Origin of the sequence: Desulfovibrio sp. UIB00 (assembly GCF_022508225.1) — a bacterium.
GTDB lineage: Bacteria > Desulfobacterota > Desulfovibrionia > Desulfovibrionales > Desulfovibrionaceae > Desulfovibrio.
On record NZ_JAETXJ010000002.1, the window covers coordinates 536982 to 559415 of the forward strand.

Annotated in this window: 14 protein-coding genes and 1 tRNA gene; 5 read left to right on the forward strand and 10 right to left on the reverse strand. The window is 49.9% G+C overall.

The genetic code is table 11. From position 1 onward, the window contains the following. Positions 1 to 166 precede the first annotated feature (166 nt). Positions 167 to 3511, reverse strand: coding sequence for an autotransporter outer membrane beta-barrel domain-containing protein (locus tag JMF94_RS05365; protein WP_240824147.1), 3345 nt, complete (start codon positions 3509 to 3511; stop codon positions 167 to 169). Positions 3512 to 3782: 271 nt separating this feature from the next. Between JMF94_RS05365 and JMF94_RS05370 the strand changes: the two genes are divergently transcribed. Next, a complete protein-coding gene (locus JMF94_RS05370) occupies positions 3783 to 4139 on the forward strand; it encodes a helix-turn-helix transcriptional regulator (RefSeq protein ID WP_240824148.1) in 357 nt (118 codons plus the stop codon). A 60-nt stretch (positions 4140 to 4199) separates the two neighbouring features. Here JMF94_RS05370 and JMF94_RS05375 read toward each other — a convergent pair whose 3' ends face one another. The 6 genes from JMF94_RS05375 to JMF94_RS05400 all read right to left on the reverse strand — a co-directional run bounded on the left by JMF94_RS05375 (position 4200) and on the right by JMF94_RS05400 (position 11758). Further along, the gene (locus JMF94_RS05375) at positions 4200 to 5636 is read right to left on the reverse strand and encodes an AAA family ATPase (RefSeq protein WP_240824149.1); all 1437 of its coding nucleotides are present in this window, start codon (positions 5634 to 5636) and stop codon (positions 4200 to 4202) included. Positions 5637 to 5731: 95 nt separating this feature from the next. Further along, the gene (locus JMF94_RS05380) at positions 5732 to 6853 is read right to left on the reverse strand and encodes a hypothetical protein (RefSeq protein WP_240824150.1); all 1122 of its coding nucleotides are present in this window, start codon (positions 6851 to 6853) and stop codon (positions 5732 to 5734) included. A 31-nt stretch (positions 6854 to 6884) separates the two neighbouring features. Then, positions 6885 to 8492, reverse strand: a complete 1608-nt coding sequence (locus JMF94_RS05385; protein ID WP_240824151.1) for a hypothetical protein — start codon at positions 8490 to 8492, stop codon at positions 6885 to 6887. Between the two features lie 56 nt (positions 8493 to 8548). After that, positions 8549 to 10321: an NERD domain-containing protein/DEAD/DEAH box helicase gene (locus tag JMF94_RS05390; RefSeq protein ID WP_240824152.1), complete on the reverse strand. Its 1773-nt coding sequence runs from the start codon at positions 10319 to 10321 to the stop codon at positions 8549 to 8551. 182 nt (positions 10322 to 10503) lie between these two features. Next, on the reverse strand, positions 10504 to 11424 hold the full coding sequence (locus tag JMF94_RS05395) for a WYL domain-containing protein (protein ID WP_240824153.1): 921 nt from the start codon (positions 11422 to 11424) through the stop codon (positions 10504 to 10506). Between the two features lie 118 nt (positions 11425 to 11542). Then, a complete protein-coding gene (locus JMF94_RS05400; RefSeq protein WP_240824154.1) occupies positions 11543 to 11758 on the reverse strand; it encodes a hypothetical protein in 216 nt (71 codons plus the stop codon). Positions 11759 to 12163: 405 nt separating this feature from the next. Between JMF94_RS05400 and JMF94_RS05405 the strand changes: the two genes are divergently transcribed. The 3 genes from JMF94_RS05405 (at position 12164) to JMF94_RS05415 (ending at position 16216) form a co-directional block, all read left to right on the forward strand. After that, on the forward strand, positions 12164 to 12802 hold the full coding sequence (locus JMF94_RS05405; protein ID WP_240824155.1) for a hypothetical protein: 639 nt from the start codon (positions 12164 to 12166) through the stop codon (positions 12800 to 12802). 229 nt (positions 12803 to 13031) lie between these two features. Beyond that, positions 13032 to 13265, forward strand: coding sequence for a hypothetical protein (locus JMF94_RS05410; RefSeq protein WP_240824156.1), 234 nt, complete (start codon positions 13032 to 13034; stop codon positions 13263 to 13265). Further along, complete coding sequence (locus JMF94_RS05415) at positions 13238 to 16216, forward strand: DUF927 domain-containing protein (RefSeq protein ID WP_240824157.1); 2979 nt, start codon at positions 13238 to 13240, stop codon at positions 16214 to 16216. The genes JMF94_RS05410 and JMF94_RS05415 overlap by 28 nt, the downstream gene beginning before the upstream one ends. Before the next feature lie 1021 nt (positions 16217 to 17237). On the opposite strand, the gene JMF94_RS05420 is transcribed toward JMF94_RS05415, so the two are convergent. From JMF94_RS05420 to JMF94_RS05430, 3 genes are all read right to left on the reverse strand, one after another. Then, positions 17238 to 18956 (reverse strand): DUF3987 domain-containing protein, encoded by a 1719-nt coding sequence (locus JMF94_RS05420; RefSeq protein WP_240824158.1) that lies wholly within the window; start codon positions 18954 to 18956, stop codon positions 17238 to 17240. Positions 18957 to 19064: 108 nt separating this feature from the next. Beyond that, positions 19065 to 20849, reverse strand: coding sequence for a DUF6538 domain-containing protein (locus JMF94_RS05425; protein WP_240824159.1), 1785 nt, complete (start codon positions 20847 to 20849; stop codon positions 19065 to 19067). A gap of 174 nt (positions 20850 to 21023) precedes the next feature. Beyond that, positions 21024 to 21110, reverse strand: a tRNA-Leu gene (locus JMF94_RS05430). A 495-nt stretch (positions 21111 to 21605) separates the two neighbouring features. Between JMF94_RS05430 and flgF the strand changes: the two genes are divergently transcribed. Beyond that, positions 21606 to 22400, forward strand: coding sequence for a flagellar basal-body rod protein FlgF (flgF, locus tag JMF94_RS05435; RefSeq protein WP_240824160.1), 795 nt, complete (start codon positions 21606 to 21608; stop codon positions 22398 to 22400). The last annotated feature ends 34 nt before the right edge of the window (positions 22401 to 22434 follow it).

Here is a 22434-nt window from a genome sequence, read left to right on the forward strand (position 1 = left end):
TTGGTTCTATCGGTCAAGCTGGCTTTGCGCCATCGTGCCCTGGATTGTGCTTGCCAATCGGTGAAGACTTGTCCTTATTCATCAGAAAATAGCCTGCCATAATGAAGAGGGCCGGGGAAATCCCCGGCCCTCTCCTCAGTCCCTCAATTATCCAACTAAGCCATACCTAAAACTCATACCGCAGCGAGCCAAACACGCCATGCCCTGTGTGGTGTTCCGAGGCCTGCAGATTATAGCTCAGCCCAAGGGTAAAGTCGCCCTTGCCAAGCTCAAAGCCCAAGCCGCCGTCAAAGGTGGCGTAGTCCACCACCTGCATTTTCATTTCGGCCTGGCTGTCCACACCGGGAATGCGTGCCTTGCTCTTGGCCTTTACGTCTCCCGCCGCCGGAATAACTCCCAGATCAAGCTGCGGCTTGATCTGCCAACCGCTCTCGGTTTCAAAGGCTTTGGCAAAGCTCACGCCCACGGGGAATGTCCAAATGGACTGCGTGCTTTCGTCCACCTCAAAGACGGTGCCGCCGCTTTTCACGTCATAGCCATCGGTCACAAGCCCGAGGTAGCGCACCCCCACATGCGGAATAATATCCAGCGCACCGGCGTTGAACTTGTATTCCGCCTTGAGGCCCGTATTCCAGGCATGGCTGGTGACGTCGGCCTTGAGGTCGCCCATTTGCATGGAGGCGGGCATATCCTGCTCCACCTTGCTGTAGTTGCCGGTATAGCCCACATCGGCAGAGAGACCGAAGTTGTTATACACCCAGCCGCCATAAAGGCTCACGCCCCAGAAGTTGAAGCGGTTGTCCGTGCTGTTGAAATCGCCGTTGGATTTGGCGTACCCGGCACCAACGTTGAACGCCGCACCAAAGCGGAACATGTCGTTGATGGTGTAATCCGCGCCCAAGGCAATGCCGCCTAGGTTGCTGTTGTAGCCGGTTTTGAAGTTCTCCGCTTTCATGCCCCAGACGTTGTTGGACTGGTAGAGCGGCATAATCCATACCCCAAGACCGTTTTTAAGGCCGTCCCCGGCACTGAGGCCGGAATCGAGGCTAAGGCTGCCGTCCGTATCTTGGCGCACAGCCACGGCCTGGCTCATGTCCGTACGCGGCAACGCCATAGATGTGCGGTTGAGCACCGCACCGGATGCAGCCGTCGCAGCGCTCAGGGTGCTGCCCTGCACGGCACCTACGGCAGCCATCTGGGCCGCACCTTCAACAGTTGCGGCGGCTTTGTTGCGGTCTGTCGTGCCGATGTAATTGTCGCTCATGGCACGGGATACGAAGCGCACGCCCGCGTTGGGCGAATTCGGGTTTACTCCGGTCTGAACCACCATGCGATCTACCAGTGCCCCCATGCTATTCGACAACATGGGGAAGGACGAAGACGCCGCATTGGCCTTAAGGCTCACGCTGTATGCGCCATTGGCTGTATCAAACGTGCCGCCCGTGGCGGAAAGCAGAGCGGTGCTTGTGGTCAGGTTGCTGCCTGTCCAGCTGGCAGCATCCTTTGTGGAAGCGCCAAAGCCGCCGGTGACGTTCAGCGTTTCTCCGTCCTGACCACCCACGATGTGCAGTTTTGCTCCGGAATCCACAGTTAGGGTACTGGTGCCCCCGGCTTCACCTGAAAGGGCCACGCCGCTGCCAATGTCCGTAGCGTCCACCACAAGCAAAGATTTATTGGCAAAATGTGCGGTGTTGGCCGTGGCGGCCGCGCCGCCCGTGACCCATGTTCCATCCACATTGATGCCGCCAGTGGCGCTCAGCGTCTGCGGAGTGCGAAGGGCGAGCGCCGCCGTTATGTCCTGCCCCCACAGGCCCTTTCCATCGCTCTGGTAACGCAGCACTTCTGTGCGCAGCCATTCAGCATCAGTGCTGCCCAGCGAAACCATGCTGTTCTGGCCCACAGTCATGAGGGCATCCACGGTATTGGCGGTGAAGGTCAAACCACCCATGGAAGCGTTTGAAGTGTCACCAGCGGCAGCGAAAGGCGGGTCAAAGTTGAGCTGACCACCGTTCATGCTGACGCCAGTGGCAACAAGGGTGCCGCTGCCGGAGCTGCTGCCCACGGCAACCGTAGTGGTTGCGTTGCCAGTGAGGCCCCCGGCAACGGTGTGTGCCCCGTTGATCACATTGATAGTATTGGTGCCTGTGGAGGCATCAATACCGCCCTGTAGTGTGCCGCCGGTTGAGCCGCCCGCAGGATTGCCCAACGTCAGTATACCGCCGTTGAGCGTGACGCCGCTGTCTGCCAGAACATTGCCGGAAGCCTGTCCCGTAAGGGTCAAAGCTGCGTTGCCGCTGACAGTGGTTGCGCCAGTGATGCCGCCAACTGTTGCGGCACCGGTAGAAAGGCCCCCGCTGCCACTTATGACCGCAGTGGGCGTGGCAAGACGGGCGTCGCCCACGTCCTGCAGTGAAGCACCGGAAGTGTCCACCGTGATGCCTTGGATTGTGCCCGTGCTGCCAGCCGCCAAGAGCTTGTCTGACAGGGTTTTGAATTCAGCCAGCGTCATGCTTGAACCGGCATAGCCATTCAGCAGCAGGGTTCCGCCATTGGCAACATTGATGGCGTGCTGGGTGGCAGAGTCTTTGAAGTCATCGCCAGTGGCGTTGACCAGTTCATCATACTTTACCTGCAAGGAGCCCGTACCCGTTACTGCCACGCCCGTGGAACCGGCAGCGTAGGCGGCATTGGCCACACTGCCATTGACCACAAGTTTGCCGGAATTGGTGGTGCCGCCCACAGTCAGCAGGCCGCCGGTCTGATCAAGGTTGTTCACGGTCAGCACCGCGTTGCCGCTGATCTTGGCCTGCCCGCCGGTCTGGGTCAGATCGCCAGTCTGCCAGTTGCCATGCCCAACCTGAAGCGAACCGCCGCTTACAGCCAGAGATGTGGTGGAATTCTGGTTGCCGCCGGGGCCGGAATCCGCCCCCAGAAAAACGTTGTTGCCCGCACCAACGCTGAGACTTGTTCCCTGAAGGAACGCCGTACCATCGGTGGTGCCAAGCAGTGTGAGAGTGGCGCTGTCGCCGCCTGCAACATTAAAGGCAAATGTGCCGTTGCGTATGTCCAGCGAGTTCAGCGTGAGCATACCTTTTTTCAGTGTTGCCGTTCCGCTGGGGGCCAGCCCCATGTGTTGGGCGCTAACAGTGCCACCGTCCAGGGTGAGGCTGCTACCAAGCAGATCCGTGCCCGGCTCTGGGCTGAAAGAGCCGAAGTGCAGATTCTTCGCAGAAGTCAGCGTGCCGCCGGTGTTAACGGTTACGTCTGAACCGCTCACCTTGGCGTTGCGCGCAATGGTCAGCGTGCCGCCATTGTTCACATCAATTGTGGTGTAGGTTTCTGCCGCACCGTCCGCTACCTGGTGCGTGTCGCTGATGGCGATGGGGCTGGCTCCCCAGGCTGCCTCAATGCCGCCAACCAGCAGCAAGCCTGCCAGCAGCACAATCTGGGTTGCTTTTGGGATTGTCCCTATTCTCTCCTGCCGTCTGAGCTTTTTCTTGTTCCTTGTCATCAATGCCTTCCTTAAAAAAAAATTTGCACATTACGAACGCCCGTCTTCTGCCAAAGAAGTCTCTGCTTTGAAGGCATCGAAATGCGTTTCTTAGGCATCCCCCCTTTGCATTCCAGAAGCTGGAAACTTGCTCATTTTTTGTGACGGTCTGGAAGCTTAAGCGGATGTCACTGCATGCTAGTTGTGTATGCTTATTGCGTCAATAAATATGTGTTTAACGCTGTTCTCGCCACGTTTTGCGCCTGTACTCTAAAACTAGGAGGGTGCCATAGTGACGATTGAAAAAGATCCGCCTCTGTCGGCAGCTGTTGGGGCAATTATTTCGGAACGAAGAAAGCGGCTGGGATTAACCCAAGCTCAATTGGCAGAACATCTCGATATCACGCAAGATTCTTTGTCGAGAATGGAAAAGGGAATAATTGCTCCGAAATTTTCAAGGTTACAGCTTATTGCAGATACGTTAGGCTGCTCAGTAGCTGATTTATTTAGACAACAAGATGAGCCGAGCGAGCAGCTTGCAAAAAGTATTGCAGAAAAAATTAGCTGCTTGCCCCTAGAGTTACAGAGTCTTGTTATTGAGCAGGTGGAATCGACTGTGAATACTCTGAAAAAAATATCAGAAAAATAAGCAATAAAAAAAGCTCTCATACCATTTGGCATGAGAGCTTTTTTAGACTGTAAACTATGCTTAGACTTCGCTGGCGGGCCTTACACTGTATTCGCCAAGTTTTTCTTTCATCTTGGTGAATTTGTTTTGCAGAGCCTTTGACAGGGGGGTGATGCTCTTCATAGCAGTAATTAAATCACCTTCTGAAACTTTTTTTCTGTCGTTAGCCAAAAAACAAGTTTCCACAGCTTGTCCCACCCCTGCTTCGATATCCGCACCAGAAAAATCTTCTGTTATCTTTACCAAGTCCGACATATTCATCGTGGCATCATACTGGTTTCGCCTACGCAGATGAATTTTGAGAATTTGATATCGTTCCTGTTTGTTGGGGAGCCCAACTGAAAAGACCTCATCAAAACGCCCTTTGCGCAAAAACTCGGTGGGCAAACGTTCAAGATCATTTGCCGTGGCTACAACAAAAACAGTGGTGCTTTTTTCCTGCATCCAGGTCAAAAACTGACCGATAAGGCGAGACGTAACTTCGTGGCCAGAACCATCACCCCCGGCAAAGGCTTTTTCAACCTCGTCAACCCAAAGAACGCAAGGGCTAACAGCCTCGGCCTGAGCTAGGGCAAACCTCATGTTCCTCTCTGATTGCCCTACGTATTTGCCAAGAATTTTTCCGACATCCAGGCGCAAAAGCGGCAAACCAAATTGCGTTGCCGTGGTCTTTGCCACAAGCGATTTTCCACAACCGGGGAAACCGACAATCAAGATCCCCTTAGGAATACTCACTCCGGCCTTAAGCGCAGCATCAAGCCGTTGCATGACTTTGGCTTTTTTTTCAAGCCAAGATTTAAGGTGCTCAAGTCCACCAACTCCATTGAGGTCGCGATCCCAATCAATGTATTCAAGAAGCCCAGATTTTTGGATAATTTGCTTTTTTTCCTGGATAATCAGTCGGCGATCTTCCCAGGTAACAATGCCCCCATCCACATACGCAAGATCAAGGATGCGCTTGATCTGAAAAAAAGACAGTCCCTTGAGTTCCAGAGCCAGTCGACCTACGTCTTCTTCGGCAATTTGAAATTCGAGTTTTTGCGCGTAGCGACGTAAAAAATACTCAATGTCACTCTGCAGGGGGCGATCATAAGGAAGCATCGTTATGAGATGCTCGAGTTGGCTTGGAGCTATACCAGTATCAGACACCCAAAATACCGTTGCATGATAGCCTGCGTTGTGCATCGTGCGTTCCGCAATGTACAACAAACGCGCGGTGACGGCCGGGCTGGCGAGATCCTCATCAGATACGCCCATAAGAATTATAGCCGTTGAGTATTCGTATCCCTCATCGCGAACCGTATTCAAAAAATCTAAGAGGTCGCATTCTGTTTCGACTCGCTGGGATACGGCATCAACGACACCTAACCCATGCATGAAAGCGCGGCAGGTCATTCCGTCCGTTTCACGGAGGATTTTTTTGCAAATTTCAGCGTATTCCTTGCTTTGAATATGCAAGATAGGCCTTAGCGCATCAATGTAAGCTTTTATATCGCAACAATTCACAATTCACCTTCACTGTTGTCATGCACTAATAATGGTAATAAGTATGTTTAATTATTGCATTCAGTTTCATCCATGTGACTCTCACTAGCACGTTCTGAAACACATTTCGGTAGATCAATATATACAACAAGGGGATTATTATTTGTCGATTTATAATCAAGACCGCAAAATACTGGGAATTGCGAGTTAATGTCATTATCTGTATAGTCATCCCTAGAACGTACTGGCCGCATGTGGGCAAGAGAATCTGCGTAGATCAGCATGATTTTCTTTGATTTGTCCTGCACGACATCATCCCAAGAATCAATTTGTTTTTTTATTTGGTGGAAATATATATTTGTCGTCATTTCACCAATAATTTTTTCCCCTTCACCTTCTATAGTTGATGGTATTTGCTTACTTATATATTGCATTGGTGCACCTGTCCTTTTCCAATGATGCAGAAATGGATCGCTTGATTCTGTAACATCAATTGAATATATAATATCATAATCTACTTTTGTACAAATATGTTCGTACCATGATTCATTCGAGTCAGTTTTTATGTAAAAAACTTTTTTGATATGCTCAGCTAAAATGGCTCGAACGGAATTTTCATATTCTTGTTTTCTAAATTTCCCCATGGCAATAAGTGGGAAGAAAAGGCAAGGAACTTCAACAAACAAACGCTGAATGAATTTTTCAACATTTTCTTCAACTAAATTCCAGTAATTATCCACCAAACAAATAGCTACTTGGCAAAGAAATTCAAAATCAGACCGCCGTTGGGCTGCCTGTCGCAGTAGGTCTTCAAATTTGCCGTGATATGCAGTAGCAAACGCGGACCAATTCTTTTGGCCCTGAGCCGCAAGAGCGGCCCGTTCTGCAGCAAGAGTTTCAAAACCCAGGGCATCAAGCGCAGCACGCAGATTGTTTTTGTCAAAACCAGGGCAAAGTACTTCCACCAGTTTTTGCCCCAATGCAATGTCGTCACCCATCTCGGTTGCAGCGGGCAGGGCATCGGCTTTGTCTTTGTGCCCAACAACTCTCAACCAGCGGGCGAGCACGCCCTGACGATGCAAGCTGATGACATCCTGAACATAAAAATTCTTCTGCAAATCATCAAATGAGTGACACGGAACATTATTAATTCGAATAAAAAACTTTATAACCTTGATGTCATCAAGCATACTTTCTCCTTATGCAGCCTTGTTGCAAATATTAGAATCCAAAGAAATCACTAACAAATCCAACTACTTTTTTGACTCCAGAGACAATGGAATTTCCAGCATGCTTTAATGCAGCTACAGCTGTACTCCTGACTTTCTGCAGACCTTCAACGAGCTTACGACCAATAGTCGAACCGGCTATGCCGCCAATCACCCCTCCCACAAAACCACCAACTGCGGCTCCGACAGGCCCAAGCAGGGCTCCGATTGACGCGCCCCATGCAGCCGCAGGTATTGCCGCATAAACTCCGCCCGCTGCGGCCCCAATACTCCGTTCCGTTTCCATATATCCCTCAGAGGCTGTCATTTCGCCTGTGGCAACTTTGTAAGCTGTCTGAGCGCCGTCTACAACCACGCTAGCCAAAATGCCAACGGCGACAGAGGATGACTTAAGAACAGAAGTTAAATCTCTACCTCGGCTGCAACATGCCGCAGTAACTGATGCGGTTGAAGTTTCATTGATAGTTGCACCCAGAAGAATATCGCTTTCTGGAATCGGCAGTGAAATACGCGGCAACATATCCAATTCCGCTGCGACTTTAAGCGCCCCGGCAGTCGCACAGGTGGCTCCACTTTTGCTGCCAGACGTGATAGCTATTTCCACCAGTTCTTCGCCATCAACCTCTTCTTGCTGCGCCAGTGATACCGCCAAACTTATCGAGGTGCTGATAATCGCGCCTTGGGCGGAAGCCAACAATGTCTGTTTGCCAATATTCACACTCAGTTCACGCCATGTGAAGTCGTCCCAGCTTTTTTGCGGAACATCCCCTTCCCGCTGCGCTTTCGCCTGTGCTGTTTTGGCTTCTTCCTTGCTTACCTGCTTGCTTTTAACGTTGCCCTGTTGGATTTGTGAGGTGCTTTCCCCGTGCTCATGCCCCTTGGGCACCAGCTTGCCTTGGTTTCCATAATCGCCTTCTTCAAAGGCCATGTTGGAATGCTCGGCATCTCTGTAGCATTTTGCCTGAACTTCTTGCAGCACATTGCCTTCGGCATCCACAACGGCAATATCCGCAGAATTTTTGGCGTAGGTTTGCCCTGGCTCTGGGCGCAGCACCTTTGCTCGCACAGATTCTCCCTTAAGGGCAGCATCCATGTTAAACGAGGCGGCATGATCACTTTCAAAGATAAAACCATCAAGATTGGGATTTTGACTTACACGGCCTTCTGCTGTGGTAATAGTTGCAGCGAGGTCAATATTTGCTTCACGTATGGCCACATCCACTTGCGTAAGATACGTGCCAAACTCATTGACGCTTGCAGCGCGTGCCCCTTGCCTGACCTCCCGTGCAAGCCAGCTATCCACGCCCATGCCTTCGGCATTGGCAGCGCGCAGACTTTGCTTTTTTTCCTCATGCACGGCCATGCCAACCGAGATCTCTGCGGCGACATCGGCGCATGTTTCGGGTGACCATTGCGGAAGCCTTTTGGCAAAGTAGGCCGCCAGCCATTCCCGGTCTGAAACACTGCTTGCCTTGACAGAATAATCACGCACGCTCAAGAGCAACTCTTGCCGAAAGAGGGCGACGGTGTCTTGCGTGCGATTTTCGCCTGTTTCTTGCTTGAGGGTGTGATTTGTTGGCATTGGGATGCTGTCAGCCATCTTTGAATCCTTTATTGCTTTTCGGCTCTTGGCAGAGTGGAATATTCAGATAAAATTCAGTCAAATAGTCTGTCAGTCATGGCACACTTTCCACATTGGCATATGGTCAGCCTTTCCCTCGCACGTGTCATACCCACATAGGCAAGACGGCGGTGGTGAACAGAGGCGGGATTGAGCCCTCCTAGGCCGAGCAGAAAAACATGAGCAAAATCCAGGCCCTTTGCACTATAAATAGTTGAAATTGTGACGCTTTCAGTGGTTATGTCAAAATTCTTTTTGCTTGAGTAATCGCGCGCTGCCCACTGCGCAAGCACACCCTGCGCTTCAATGGCCTGCACCAGTGCTTCCGGCAGGTTTTCCACGCCACTGATTTTTGACTGAGCATAAAGGACAGCAATTTCGTTCATTGGCACGCCACTGCGTATTAGCTGCGCAACCGCCGAGGCAACAGTTGCTGGCAACGATGCAGCATCTGGGCACTCCAAAAGTTCTGGCCGGGTTCCTTCTGCCCCCACCAATGACTCCGGCGACAGCGTGCTCTCCAGCATACGTGCCGCGATCCGCGCTATGGCCTTGGTATTGCGATATTGCTGCGTCAGCCTGTGAATTCGCAAGCCGGGAATTTCCAGAGAGTCCCATCCTTGCTTACCCTGTGGGTACAAGCACTGGTTGTCATCCTGCGTCACCAGCAAACTGCCCCACTTTGGCAAAAGCCGCAGAACAACCTGAGCCATGTCTGAAGAAAAATCCTGCCCTTCATCCACCATTATGGCGTCCCAGTGCCCCTGCAATGGATGTGAGCCATTAAGTCGCTCTAGGGTTTCACGAACCACAAGTTCATAATAGTCGCCTTGCTCTTGAGAATGCGCCAGCCGTTCACCCAAAATTTTTTCACACAGGGAGTAAAAAGGCAAAACCTCCACTCCTTCCGAACCCAGTCCAACCCCACGGACGGAAAGTAAACGACGGATATACCCGACCAGCGACAGATTGAAGCAAACAATCAGAATACGTCGCACATGCTTGTTTACCCGAGGCAAAAAACCGGCCCTGTGGGCGAGGATAAGGGTTTTTCCGCTGCCGGGAGGCCCTGTAACAAGCTGTTTATCGGCATTGAAAGATCTGGCCAGGTTGTCCTGCTCGGCATTAAGCACGCGGATGATATTCTGCTGCTGCAATTCGGATGCAGTTCCACAACGCTGTGGCAGCTGGATTCGAACTACAGGGAAAATTGCCGCTCGTAGCTTGTCCAGCTCTGCGGGAGAGAGCGCAAATATAAAACGTGGGGGGAAATGCTCCATCAGCCACTGGCGAAATATTTGCCCTGCGGCATCCCGCACAAAGGGGGAATCTAGCTGCATATCATCCCAGAAAAGGATACGGGATGCATCCATGACTTCGCCCAAACCCGCATTCAAGAAATCTTTGCGGCAAATATGGGGTAAAACAGCACCGGAGTTAACAGGGCAAGGCAAGTTGAGCTTGCCGTTTGAGGAATGCGATTCTCCTCGATCCAACAGGTTCAACAGGCTGTTTACATACTCTTTGGCCTGCGCAAATGGATTTTTTCGTCTTTCTTGAGTCGCCCCAAGCTGAAGGGTTACGGCCTTGGGGTCAGCCTTGATAATCTGGTCCAGAGCCCAATCTTTAACTTCAAAAACAATTAATCCGCATTCTGGAGAAAACAGAATAAAATCTGGCTCTTTATCTTCTACATCGGGGGAATACCATGCCAAAAAAGCGCTGTCTGGCCGGGCGACTTTTTGAAAGAACTGGTAGGTTTTTCCTTCTCCAACCGTAGTAAATGCATCAACATCACTGGGAAACATTGTTGCCATAGTCTGGTTGCCTTGCCTGATTGAAATTTACCAGTTCGAAATAATCAATGTGAAACACCCTCGCCAGACATTAAAAAATAGCGTTCGGTACAAGGTAGAATATTTAGCAAAAAAAGTAGTTAGTCCTCGTTGCTGGTTACATGTGAAAAGTTATCGCTTTGTAGTACCTCTCCTTATATAAATTCCGCATCTTCACCAAAACTTCGCACCCAAGCTTTTAGTTCTGGCTCTGCGCAAGTAGTAAGGGTGAGCTTAATGCTGCCGTCAGCCATGCTCTCAACTCGCTGGTCTGCTGCCCATTCCCTTTCTTGTACATAGTCTGCAACCTTTGGGCTGAAGCGTATGCAAAACGCACGAGGTTCATGCCAAGGTAATCCAAAACCAGCCTCATCGATTTGCGGCAGTGGATGACGAACGCGCATGTCAGTTGTGACAAGGCGCTGCACTCGGTGTATGGCCATGTTACATGGCCGTTCTGGTGTGCAGGTGTCAGCGTCTACAAAAAATCCAACCGCATACAGGGCATTATTCATTGCAACCATGCGGACCGGTACAAACAAATGCTCTTTTGGTGTTTCACGACCAGGAGCTCGGTATGTTACTTCACAACACAGACCCTGGTCTGCTGCAGTTACCAACTTTTCAATATGTCCTGCATGAGGCGTGTAGTCTATGCGCCCTTTGGCATTGAACGAAAAATGTTTCTTAGGGGAAATGTTGTTGGGATCAGCCATATGCAGGGCAAGATGGCGAAGAGACGCATCCACACGCTTCAAAACTGGGTCAGGGAGAATGCCCGAAGCCATCTCACGGCATATGGAAAGGAAGCGAAGTTCTTCAAAATCCAGCCCCAAAGAATGCCCGTCATTAACGATGTATTGGTACCAGCGTTTACGATTATCTAATCCTGAATGCAATGCAGTACCAATCACTGTTTCGATTTCGCTGGCCAGGCGTCCCACAGTTTGGGGGGAGCACTGTAGTTCAACTGCCAAATCGCTTTGGTAGTGTCGGCGGCGGTCTAAGAGAAGCTTTCGGAACAGCCTCAATGTTTTTACACCAGGAGTAGTATCTGGATCCAACTTCGGGGGCATGGAATTTACCTTTTTTTCAATCAATAACCAGATATGATAACGATTTCAAGCTATAGGTTAATATGCTTGGCATTCTAGTGGGCAGGTAACCTGCCCACTAGAACTGTAGGTTTAGCGATTAGGCAATAGAAGGACTGTTTTCTCCCCTGTTTCTTTCTTCGCCGGATTCGTCAGAATGCCTTTCCTCGCTTTCAGCAGAACAATCATTGACGCAACCAGACGAACTCTGCCCGCTAAATGTTTCCATAACATTTTCAACAGCTTCATTAATTTCTTCACGGGCCACATATCCCAAAACTACGCCCCCAAGAACGCACAGTATTTTCCCTAACATGGCTACCTCCAATAATTTTGCGCGGGCATTTGCCTGCGAGGGAATAATGGCTTCACCTAAATCCAGAATATGGAAAGTTTGATTCCTTGGGAGAAAAAATTTTCCTTTCCCAAAACCCCAGACAGTGCCCCCACAACTGTTTAAAAACAGTGGGTATCGCCTTTTTTGTACGAATCGGAAGATCCACCCACACTTGACTAAATATGACACGCCAACCACGATATGCTCATGCGTTGTATCATCTTGCTCATATGCATGAGCTTTTTCATGGGGTGCACCACTCCCTCAGCCATCGATGCCCACCGGGAAGCATTGAGAGGTAGATTTCATGAAATGCGCCTACCAACGCAATCGTTTACTTTGTACAGCTTGCTTCGCCCCGGCTTATCGCCTCACTCAAAAATTTTGCGCGTGTATATTGAAGGCGACGGACACGCTTGGGAGTCTCGCACCCGGCCATCTACAGACCCCACGCCACGCAATCCTGTGGCCCTGCGCCTGGCTATGGCTGATCCGGGGTCGGACATCGTGCTTTATCTGGCGCGACCATGCCAATATGTTCAGGGCGAGGATCGATGGCAGTGTTCAAAGCGCTACTGGACGTCAGCGCGGCTTGGGCTGGAGGTGATTAACAGCCTTGATGAAGCCATTACCCAGGCCAAGGCTGCATGCGTGGCGGAGCAGGTCGTCCTAGTCGGATTCTCTGGCGGTGGCGGGGCTGCAGCGCTTCTGGCTGCCAGACGGCAGGATGTGGCCTTTCTGGGCACGGTTGCGGGCAATCTTGATACTGAAGCTTGGGCAGACCTGCAGGGCGTGAGTCCGCTTACAGAATCCTTGAACCCTATGGCGGTGGCTCCATCACTGCAGCACTTGCCCCAGCGGCATTTAAGCAGCCGCACGGATGCGACCATGCCGCCGGAAATTAGCGCAAAGTTTTGCCGAGCAGTGAACCAGCCAGAAAGTTGCGTTGTCATTTCAGGCGTGCCGCATGGCGGGCCGTGGCAACGTTACTGGGGTTATGATTATTCTTCTGGTAAGCCCTGACGCCAATTTAAAGCACATTCATGGTAGTCATTCTGCCATAATTCCCCCTGTCAAAGTCAAACATCCATCCTTACTGCGAACCAGCGCCTATCAATTCCGCAAGGATTTTATCCCGTGCGGATACCCTTTACTTGCTTCGCCGCATCGTGGTTCTGACTCCGTAATTAATTACCAGATCAGGCTATTCCATGCCGATATAGTATGCAAAATTACTGGAGGATATTAAGTCATGGACACACATGCATCTGAAACTGCAATCTTTGAGCAATTAGAGAAGAATCTCCCACCGGTGTTTTCCCGTGAAGAAGCGGCCCGGCAGATGGGAGGACTGATGAGGGCCAAAACTCTTTCAAATCTTGATGCGGCAGGCAACGGGCCGTGGGTCAAAATACGCATCAGAAAGAAAGTATGCTATGAGCGTCGAAGTTTCCTGCAATGGCTTCGGCAGTACGTCCAGCAATAAACAGCATAGCACCTGAGGCAATTCAGCAATCGGGGCATGAAGAAATTCATGCCCCTTTTCTATTATATGCGGCAGTTGTTTTCCCGTTTGGGATTTATTCAACACGTATCACCCCGAAAGGAAAGTTTTCTATGGACAAGAGCAGATTTGTATACGCTGGTATCCCCGGGCCCGGTAGTGGCCCCTGGCAGTTTATCGAGGATACTCGGGAGTCGCGTTCACAGGCACTTGATGAAGGCTGCAAGGCGTTCACGACCACAAGCTTCAACTTTGAACCAGAGAAGGGCAAGGCTGAGCCTTTACGCTTCGGTGACCTGTGGCTGGACATCGACTGTAAAGAAGCTCCTTTCCTCGCAGTGATCGCCGCGCGGAGCTTCGTCAGGGACTTAGTCTTTGCTTATGATGGCTTTGACCCCGCCATGCTTGATTACTTCATGAGCGGTAGCAAAGGAGTCCATATTCGCATTCCAGCTGAAATGTTTGGCGGTGAAAATGGCCATCCCTTCTTGCCAAGGATACATTACAAGATGCTTAAGCGGCATTTTTCCCAAGCTTCGCACAACCAGAGGCTCGCAATGCTGGCCCTGGGGGTATCTATACCCGATGAAGTCAACGAAAAAACTATCGACGAAATTGTTGACTATAACCTGTATTCTAACGGCAAGGGACATCTGCTTCGTGCTCCCAATATCAAACGGCCAGACGGGCGTTACAAGGTGCAGGTCAGCGTAGAAGAGTTTCTTGAGCGGGATGTTGACTACCTGCTTGATCTAACGCGGGAACCAAGGGCAACTTCAATACCGTTGGTACCCCCCACTACAACTGGAATGACAGCTCTTTTTGATTACGCCCTGATGAACTGGCAATCGCTGGAACCCCGTCCATACAACCTCCAGTCTCTTTCAGCGTGCCAGTTTATGCATCACTGTCACGAAAATGCTGCAAAACTCAGCGAGCCTGAATGGTTTATGATGCTGCGTGTGTTGGCTCCTCTGGGTGAAAAAGGCCTTGAACTGGCGCAGGAATACAGCCGCCCTTACCCAGGATACTCGGAGCAGAATACTCGCAGCAAGTTTCTACATGCCCTGTATAAAGGCTATCCAGCCAACTGCGAGGAAATTCAGAAAATCTTCCAGTGCAATCCTCGCTGCAAGGTTCGCAGTCCACTTGAGCTGGAGCGCAAGCGTCAGAGCGATGCGGTAGTTGTGGCTGAATCGTTTAGCCTGAAAACAGATGGTCTGTACTATTCCTCTTCCCGTGGCATGCTGGAAGACGATGGTTTCAAAGTGTGCAGCCCTCTGAAAATTCTCGGCAGGATGCGCAATACGGACGGAACTGGCTGGGCAAGATTGGTGGAATTGGTAACACCTGATGGCAAGGCCAACAAACTGAATATTCCCATGAGGGACTGTGTTGGAAGGTGCGATAATGTATTAGCTTTGCTTTGCGATAATGGCCTTGAGCTGACCGGCGGAAAGATGGGGAAGTTTGTCATGGATTATCTACGCCTTGCTGCTACGGACAAGGTCTTCATCAACGTGGAGCGGCTGGGTTGGCATGGCAACCGGTATGTTCTTCCAGATGAAATTTTTGGCGAGGGCGGTAACGAAGAGATCAACTATACGCAGGAAAACGGGCTGTTCAATTGCGCTGGTGATCTTGCAGAGTGGCAGGAACACGTTGGCCGCTGTTGTTTAGGTAATACTCTGTTGATGCTGGTTACGGCATTTGCCTTAACAGGTCCGCTTCTGCGTCCCTGCGAGGTGGAAGGGGGCGGGCTGCACCTCTTCGGGCCCTCGTCGACAGGCAAAACCACTTTGGCGCTTTTGGCTGGTAGCCTTTGCGGTGGCAACGCTGACAAGGGGTATATTCGCCAGTGGAACACTACGGCGAATGCCGGAGAATATACGGCTGTACAGCATAATGATGGTCTGCTGGTGATGGACGAATCTGGCGAGGCCACCGCCGAGGCTCTGTACAAGTTGATGTACATGCTGTTCAACGGTCAAGGCAAGCAACGCATGCGGCCGGACTCTACCCAGCGCAAAGCTTATCATTGGCTGATTCAGCTTTTATCTACGGGTGAACAGACGATTGATGAAAAGATTGAAGAAACTGGAAAACTCCGGGCCATGGCTGGGCAGAGCGTCCGCGTTGTCAATCTTCCCATCGACGGTGGAAAGGGCAAAAACGCCTATTCCAGCTTGAATGGGTTTGCGAATGAGGCGGCGTTGAGCGAACACCTTAAAAAAGCAGCCAAACGTTACTATGGAACACCTTTGAGAGCCTTCCTCACGGCCTTGTGCGGTGCCAACAGTAATGAACTGGATGCGAATCTGGCTGAAATCAAAGAGGGAATTGAAAAATTTGCCAAGGGATGCTGCCCTGACGTTTCATGCGGCCAGGTCCGTCGTGTGGCAGTTAAGTTTGGCCTGATAGCCGCTGCAGGCATATTTGCCTCCAAGCATGACATTCTGCCCTGGACGCCTGAAGAATCAAGTGATGCTGTGGCAGAATGGTTTAAAGTCTGGCTTGATGAACGTGGTGGCATCGGCAATCTGGAAATCATGAAGGCGCTTGAGCGGTTTAAGGATTTCATTGCGCGTCACGGCAGGAGCCGCTTTGTTGAGGTGGACAGTCTGGGAGAGAGTATGCGCGATCTTGCGGGCTACAGGTGGGAGGACAAGGGGGAGCAGATGTTTTTCATGAACATCCCTACGTTTAACGACCTCGCCAAGGGCGTTAATAAGCACGAATTGCTAGACCACATGAAGCAGCAGGGCTGGCTCCTGATGAATGACAAAGGTAATCTTGTGACCACAAAGTGGATCAAGGGGCATAACGTTCGCGGTTATGGCTTTATTCTGTCCGCCTGGGACGGTGAAGCCGGGCGGGGTAAGTCGCTGTCCCCTGAAGCAAATGTGAACATGAGTTTTGGTGACGATTTTTAACCTGTGCGGCGCACAGAAGGGTTTGTGCGGTTTCTAGCCTGAAATAACTGTATATTGCTGGGGTTTCAGGCTCCGCACAAACGCACAGACCGCACAGCGATTTTTACCATGTTGCAAAAATGGTAATATGGGTTAGCCAAGAGCAGGATTCATCTATGCTGCGAAAAAGGTTGCAGCTAATATGGACAACGAAAAGGCCCGGCATGGTAGAGTTTATGCCGGGCCTCTCTAAGGTCACTTGCGTGCGGTAATCTTCAGATCAGAATGCAATAGGGAACCATAGCCAACTTTATGCATAAAGCTGTTCAAGTCTTGCCAATTCTTCAGCTCTGAAGCTGCTAGCCGGTGCAGTTGGATGGAGGGAGATGACGCTTCACCGCTGTGGTTGTTGTTACAGGCGTAGAGGATCTTGAACATCTGCTTTCGATTTCTCCAGTATGTACAAACTAAAAAGCGCATTTTGGGTTTGTGCGGTTGTGCGGTTGTGCGGAAGCTCAAAACACCTGAAGAACACAGGGGGTTTTGTAAAAATTCCGCACAAGGGCATTTGTGCGGCGCAGTGTCATCCTGTGCGGTGAGAACTGAGTATCGAGGTCTTAAGGCTTTCAGGGGTCTAAATTCGAGCAGGTTTTGTGCCCAGCCACAAATTCGCAGCCGGAAGGGCACGGGGCTTTTCTTGGCGCATTGAGCAGGCATCTTTGGCAATCATCGGAGTGAGCGGTCTGTATGGCCATGAACGGAGCCATGCCCTTTGTTGCTGCCCTTTGTATTCATGCTGGGGGATTCGCAGCAGATGATTCTCTGGCCTCTGGCCTGCTGTGCAAAAGGCTGCCTTAAAGGGGAAAGGCAAATCGATATGTTACTATTTTGTCAGAGGATCACCTCGGTTTCGCTGTGATTTTGAATGCCGGTGACTACGAAGCCAAGGCCTCGATGCGAACATGAAAGGGGGGTGATGAAAATTCCTTAGCACTCGGTGATACCCCTATCTATTCACTGCTGATAGATGGGGGTGTAATAATTATGGTAATAAAGAGGATATAAGTGATTTCATTAAAAAATCCTTGTGAACTACACACAGGCGAGCTTTTTGGGGTTCAATGTGTTGACGGATAATGTTGAGCTTTTCAAGCGCATCAAGCGCAGGAAAAATGTTTTCATTTTTCATGTTTTCAATGCCTTTCGCTACATCGGTGGAGGTAAAGAAAGAATGTCTATGACGAGTGATCCAGTCAATTATTTTTTGCGCATCGTAGTATGCACTCAACCCACTGGGAGAGAATGCGTATTCAGCATGCGTGTTGAGTTGTCGGACTATTTTATCTGCCACTATTACATCTTTCCTAGATACCGATTCTTTTTCTGGTTGTTGATGACGCCAGATATGTAAAATCGTAGCAATTCTTGCAACTAACCCATGCAGTTTTCGGATGTAAGCATGATAATGTTCTTGATTTTTTGAAACTTCTTTTTGTCTTATTTCAAAATGTTCTTGAATGTCATTGAGTTCAAGAATTGCTTCTTGCGAAAAATCTATTTCTACGAGTTCCCGTCTCGCTTCCTGCGTATAACTGCTTTGGAGCAAATCTTTTATATGTTCAATATATTTATTATAGTCAGTTTTTCCTGGCGCATCTTCAACTATTTTATGATATTTTCCACCAAAGCAAACTGCAAATCTTGGAGTTAGGCCATGTAATCCAAGTCGCTTGTTTGAATATAGTTGTCGCGCTATATCAGGGTTTATCACAAGTCCGATATTGAAGAATGGGTTTTTAAACGACTTTGTTCCATCGCGCTTGGTTTCCGTTATAAACTTTTCATAGTTATACGCTTTTGTAAAAATATCCAACGGCGATCTAGACGCAAATACGAGGTGCAAGAATGTGTTGCCTTCTGCGCTCGCAAAAGTAGTACCGCCTCCATTATTTTGCATTGTTTCATAGAGTTTGGGGAAAGAACTATTTTCTGTAAAAAGTACTGGAAGTGCGCTTATTTCGTCAATGTTGTAATATGCATCTATTGTTTCATAGTCATGTTGAATTCTTTCGGCAAATTCTTGAAGTGATTCCTTGTTGATTTTTAGATTCTCGCAATGCTTTTTTTGGGATTGCTTCCGCGCAATATTTCTTGCCAGCTGACGGCTAGCTTTGTTAGCTGGGTTTGATAAATGGTCTGCATGTTCATTTTGTTTTTTATCTTCAAATAGGTAGTGTGGTTGCATAACCATCTTTAATACGTTGCTCTTCATGTTTCCAGATTCTGCACAAATCAACCCATATATAACAATCGCTTCTGACCATGCATCGTTAATTTTACCGACATACTTCCCACGAGTTGCAGATGAAATTGAAAACAGAATAAGAAGTAAGACAGGAAGATAGTTCCATCCTGTGCGTCCTGCTATGTATATTACAATGTCCTTCAATTCTTCAGGAATATCATCAGAGGAAATGTCGCTTTTCGTGGGAAACATTTCATGCTCTGAAATAAAACGTGAATCAAGATTGTCTTTAAGTGTTTGTAGCTCATCCCTTAAATACTTTTCGGAATTAATACGGTTTGCTTCCCTCCTCGCAGATTCATATTTGATATATGCTTGCAGATAATCAGTTTCATGCAGCAGTTTCGCAAGGTTAGGATCGTCCAGGAGGCTACTTTTGTCATTACTGGCATAGGTTTTTTCTATTTTTTTAGGTTGCCTGATACTCTCTATGTACTTATTTGTTTTTTCTTCCACGGCAAGTCACTCATTATGGTATATATTGTTCAGGTTTTCAGTAGCGCTGCTACGTAAATGATATTTTATCGACACTGTGGGTGGTTTCAGTGTGGTCCAGTTTTCGAGTTATTCTTCCAGCTGTTGCAGTGTGTTAATCCGCAGTGTGAATTGTTCAATAACTTCAGAGTAAAGAGTCGCTGGAGAGAACTTTTCCCCATACTGCTTTGCGGCAAGCATGGGCAATTCATGCCCGAAGACCTGCCGAAAATAGTCGTTTTGCAAGCCACGTTGCTTGAAAAAGTCAGCAAAGGTATGCCGGAGTGAATGGAAGGTTTTACCCGAAGCTTCGCCAAGCGTTGCAGTCACAACGGCCTTGAACTGCTTGCCAGGCTGTTTGCCAAATTTGACCGCACCTTCCGATTTCTTCAGTTCCGGGAATAGCCTAATATGCTTATTCTTGGCAATTTCAGTATGATAGTCTAACAGGCCCATCTGTATAAGGTCTGAATGAATGGGGACAATTCTGCGTGCATTTTTGTTCTTCAGCAGCTTGGGCCTGCCAAGTTCATCAAGCCCGTTGATGTTGATATCAATGACCCAGATTCCCTTTGTCTGGCTTTCATAGATGTCGGCACAGTGAAGCTGTGCAATCTCCTCGAGGCGCATGCCAGTGAAAAGGGCAATCAGAGGGATCCAGTAATAAGAGGGGGATTTGAATTCCTTTCTCGCGAACTTGGGATGCGCAAAGATTTTTGTGAGCTCGTCGGCGGAGAACGCCTGACGCAGTTCAATCGCTTGGCGGCTGTCCTTGATCTGAAGATGGGTTGCCGGGTTAGCGTCCAATAGCCCCTCGCGCACATACCACGCAAGCATGCTTCCAACGGCTTCTACAAGAATGTTGACTGTTGTGACACTCAAGGTGTCTTGGACCTTCAGGTCGAGCAGTTCCTGTATGCTTTTATCTCTGAATGCCTTAATTCGTGAGCGGTTAGGTGGGAGCTTTCTCAACGTTTCGCGAAAATGCCGCATATCCAAGCGGGTAATTTCTTTGATGGGCTTGTCGCCAATAATGGTCAGAAATTCTTCCAGGCGTCCCCGGTGGTCCCTCACGCTGTGCTCACGCCATTCACCGTCCTGAAGTTTCTGGCCGATGTACCGTTCCATGGCTTCAGAATAAAGGATTCCTCCCGTCTGCTGCTGGTGAACGTGCGTAGGCACCTCCAGCAAAGCAGGTGGCTCCTGTGCTGTGCATGAGATATCACAAGGCAACTTGCCAAAATCGCGCCCCATAACTTCTTCTTCCATCAAGAAATCGCCTTTGGTGCGGGCAATGTCGATGCGATGCCTGGTGATCTGCATCTCTTTATATGCTTTCACTATTTGCAGATAGTTTTCCCCAGCAAGCTCACTTCGTGTGAAAGCACCGGAACGAAGCAAGTCAACAATGCATTCTGGTGCAATCTGTTCAAGCAGTTGTGGTGAATTACAGTGCAGGAGTAGTTCGATTTGAGACGTTCTGAGCTGGTCGTATGTGATGTTGAGCTTTCCCACAGAGATGTTTTTACGCTCTGAAAGATCTGCGTGATCCTGTTCCAGCAAGCGCTGGAGCAGGATATTCATGCGACGGCGTATTTCCTTGTAGTCCAGCATAAACCCCTCAAGAATCATATTGCCAATTTCTGCGGACAGCATGCGGACGCGAAATCGCGCAATCCTCAGGTAGGATGTTTGCAGGCTAACGCGCAGCTCGGCCCGCCCAAGTGATTTTCGCAGGTTGGCGGGGAAGGCATATCGAAAATAGTAGATTTTTCTTTTGCAATAAAGATACGCAGGGGCTGACTTTTTGTCATCATCCTGATTGCTGGCGACGGCAGGCACAAGGTTGGAAATGGCGGGAAGAAGATGGGGCATGGGGTTTTCTCCTGGCAACGGCAAAACGGGCTTGCGCCTAATTTTGTCGTGCCTTTGACCCCGCGCTTTGACCCCATAAGCTCCCAAGGGCGGGTTTTGGTCTGGTGCCTATGCTGGGCACAAGCCAAAAAAAAGAGTCGTTACAGGCTGTTGCTTGTAACGACTCTTAAAAGATGGTGCCGAAGGGGAGACTCGAACTCCCACTCCCTTGCGAGAACTAGACCCTGAACCTAGCGTGTCTACCAATTCCACCACTTCGGCGCGAAGATGTGTTTACGCCAACAGGGGGTGGCTGGCAAGTATTTTTTTTGATTTCGGCAAAAAAAGTTTATTGCGGCAAGTACGATAGACTCAATTTTCTTCCAAAGTTGGCTCCTGGGGCCGAATTTTGGGCTTGTCAGTGATGGCGCGAGCAAATGCCGTTTTTATCCCCGTCAGGGGCTGCCTGTGGTCGCAGCAATTCAGCCGCCGTGGCGGGGGCGTTTCGGGTAGACTCTTTTATCAATAATATGTGGGGCAACCTCAGAATCGTCTGGTTAGCGCTTGGGCACCATGCTTGCATCCACGGGCTGTGAGCTGTGCTTGCAGCAGCCTGTGCCTTCTGCGCCTTTTCGGGGCTGCGCGAGCACGCAGGGGATATTTTCAACTGTACGGAAATTGGCCCGCATATTGCAAAAGCTCTGGCAAGGGCCATCAGGCCCGAGGTAGACGGTGGCGCTTCACCTTTAGCGCTGCTGCCAACACAAGGAGCTGCTTATGCAAGCAGGCATGTTTAGCGGACTTTTTGCCGCGCTGACCACAGAACACCGCATGAATTTCATCGCCAATAATTTGGCGAACGTGAACACGCGCGGCTACAAGCGGGAAACGCTGGCGTTCAAGGACACCATGCCCACCTTTGCCTTTGACGAGATCCGGGAGCCGATTTTGAACCTCAAGTCTACGCCCCTGTTTCCCGAACCGATGAATGCCGCAAGGGTTCGCGTGGCCGTTTCGCATACAGATTTTTCACAAGGATCCATGCAATATACCGGCAATGATCTTGATGTTGCCATTAACGGCGACAACGCCTTTTTCCGGGTCAATACGCCTACGGGTCAGTACCTCACGCGCAATGGGGCCTTTGTGCTCAACGGCGATGGCATCCTCATGACGCCTCAGGGGTACACCGTGCAAGGCGCGGGCGGCGTTATCAACGTTCCCGCAGGTACGCGCCATTTGCAGATCAGCGGCGATGGTCAGGTACTTGCCGATGGCAACGTTATTGATCAGTTAGCTCTGGTCAGCGTGAATAACCCGCAGAATCTTGAAAAAATGGGCGGCAACCTCTTTCGCCCGCGCGATGGTGTTCAGATTGTTGAAGGCAATGCCTACGACAATGGCGCGCGGGTCGAGCAGGGCTTTACGGAAGCCGCCAATGTGGAAGTCGTGTCCGAAATGGTCAACATGATCGAAGTGCAGCGCCAGTTTGAAGCGTATCAAAAGGTCATGCAGACCTCAGACACGCTGGATCGAGCTGCCAACGAAAAAGTGGGCCGCCGCCAGGGTTAACCGGTGATGTTTAGCAGCAACCGGCGGCCTCGCT